Origin of the sequence: Macrococcus equipercicus, assembly GCF_004359525.2 — a bacterium.
Taxonomy (GTDB): Bacteria; Bacillota; Bacilli; order Staphylococcales; family Staphylococcaceae; genus Macrococcus; species Macrococcus equipercicus.
The window spans coordinates 1-1844 of record NZ_SCWC02000024.1 but is presented as its reverse complement, the minus strand read 5'-3'; the positions used below and the strand labels follow the sequence as shown (position 1 = coordinate 1844).

At 28.4% G+C, this 1844-nt stretch carries 3 protein-coding genes; 2 read left to right on the top strand and 1 reads right to left on the bottom strand.

Annotation, left to right across the window (positions count from 1 at the left end; translation table 11 throughout):
* Positions 1-58 precede the first annotated feature (58 nt).
* Entirely contained in the window at positions 59-625 is a 567-nt protein-coding gene (locus ERX35_RS11250; RefSeq protein WP_149459977.1) for a tyrosine-type recombinase/integrase, read from the top strand.
* A gap of 61 nt (positions 626-686) precedes the next feature.
* Positions 687-860, top strand: a complete 174-nt coding sequence (locus ERX35_RS11245) for a hypothetical protein (protein WP_170234629.1) — start codon at positions 687-689, stop codon at positions 858-860.
* 134 nt (positions 861-994) lie between these two features.
* On the opposite strand, the gene ERX35_RS11525 is transcribed toward ERX35_RS11245, so the two are convergent.
* A partial coding sequence (locus ERX35_RS11525) for a hypothetical protein (protein ID WP_211360036.1) occupies positions 995-1844 on the bottom strand: 850 nt, incomplete at its 5' end.

The window sequence follows — 1844 nt, the reverse complement described above, 5'->3', positions numbered from 1 at the left end:
GTATCATAATGATATAAATAAATATATTAAATGATACTTATTGAAAGGCTGGTTGCATATGAAAACAGTTGAGCCAATTAGAAATATTGATGCCGTTAAAGAAATGAGAAAGTCACTTGCTTATTATGGATCAGAACGAGATGTATTTTTATTTGTCTTGGGGATTAATTGCGGTTTGCGTGTCGGAGATATGCTGACACTCAAAAAGAAAGATATTAAAGACTATCAGCTGAAATTAAGAGAGAGCAAAACTAAGAAGCATAAAACAATTACTTTGAATCATATTAAATCTGACATTGATGATTACATTAAGTTTTTAAATGATGATGATTATTTATTTAAATCTAATAAGCTAGATAAAGACGGTAATCAGAAAGCTATCAGTCGTGTACAAGCGTATAGAATATTAAATAAAGCTGCTGAATCTATCGGAATATCAGACATTGGAACTCATAGCATGCGTAAAACTTTCGGCTATCATTACTACAAGCGGACAAATGATGTCGCTTTACTAATGGACTTGTTCAATCATTCATCACAATCAGTCACTTTACGTTATATCGGAATCAATCAAGACGTATTAAATCAATCTATTACAAACGCTATGAGTGGCTTATATGATTAATCTTAAACTTTTGTAAAGCTGTCATATCCTGATGGCTTTTTTCTTTTACTCAAATTATGCTATGAGTGTAATTCAATCTAATTTAAAGGGGATTTGCTCAAGGGCTACTATCACAAAAGAACAGCAGTTAATGTTAATGATATTACAATTACAGCAAGCCTTAATGTTATCTATTCTTGAATCGAAGAAAAAAGATAAAGTTATAGCAGAATTAGAAGCTAAGTTGAATCAATAAATGCTGAGATTTCGATTCTAAGAACGTTTTGTATGATTCTATGAGTAATCATGCATAAAGTGTTATCTGATAGACTGTTAGCACACATAAATTAAAAACTCCCTCCTACAATGTAACGTAAGAGGGAGTTATGTTTATTGAAGTCTAAAACCTTTATGTGTTGACGGTAGTTCAGTTATAATACCAAGTTTATAATCTCTTCTAATTCGTGTAATTTCTTTGTGAATTGATTTTGGAATAAACTGAAGATTGTTTATTTGATTATTATGCGTGTTTGAATCGATGTGATCTATTTCTATCACTTCATTTGGAAACCTACTTTTTACTGATTCGTATTCATCAGGTTTAAATGTATTAATTACTAACGAATGAACTTCAATTGTACTTTGAAAAATTCCATTAGATTTATCACTTGCTGTTAATGTGACAGTTTTGTAATTTTTATTTTTACTTTCAATACTCGAATAGCATATGTTATTTTCTTTACGATAGATAAACCCTTTTGTATTAGCATAATAATCATCAAATAAATTATCTTTATAAATTATTTGCTTAACTTCTGCCCCATCATCAAAAACTGATAAATCCATCATTACCATTTCGTGCTTATTAATCATCTTATATTCATACGTTCTCAAATCTAACAATCTTTTTCCATCTGTTAGGTATCTATCATTGTTGACAACTTTACAAAATTTATCTTTATACATTCCATTTTTAACTTTAATAGCATTTGATATATTAATTTTAAAAATTTTATCAACAACATTTTTTTCAGGAATACCATTGACTAGAATAGGCATTTCATAGGCATCTGATACTTTAATATATTTTTGTCTGTTTTCCTCAATAATATTAATATATTCTAACTTCTTAGTATTATAAACTTCTTTAGTTTTAATATTTACTTCAATGTGTGGATAAAAAGGCTCAAGTGTAATTGTATTTAGTTTAACTTCCTGTACTTCATTAATAACTGTCTTC

Coding starts and splice junctions, on each gene's coding strand:
- ERX35_RS11250 (WP_149459977.1), top strand. CDS start 59: ATGAAAACAGTTGAGCCAATTAGAAATATTGATGCCGTTAAAGAAATG.
- ERX35_RS11245 (WP_170234629.1), top strand. CDS start 687: ATGAGTGTAATTCAATCTAATTTAAAGGGGATTTGCTCAAGGGCTACT.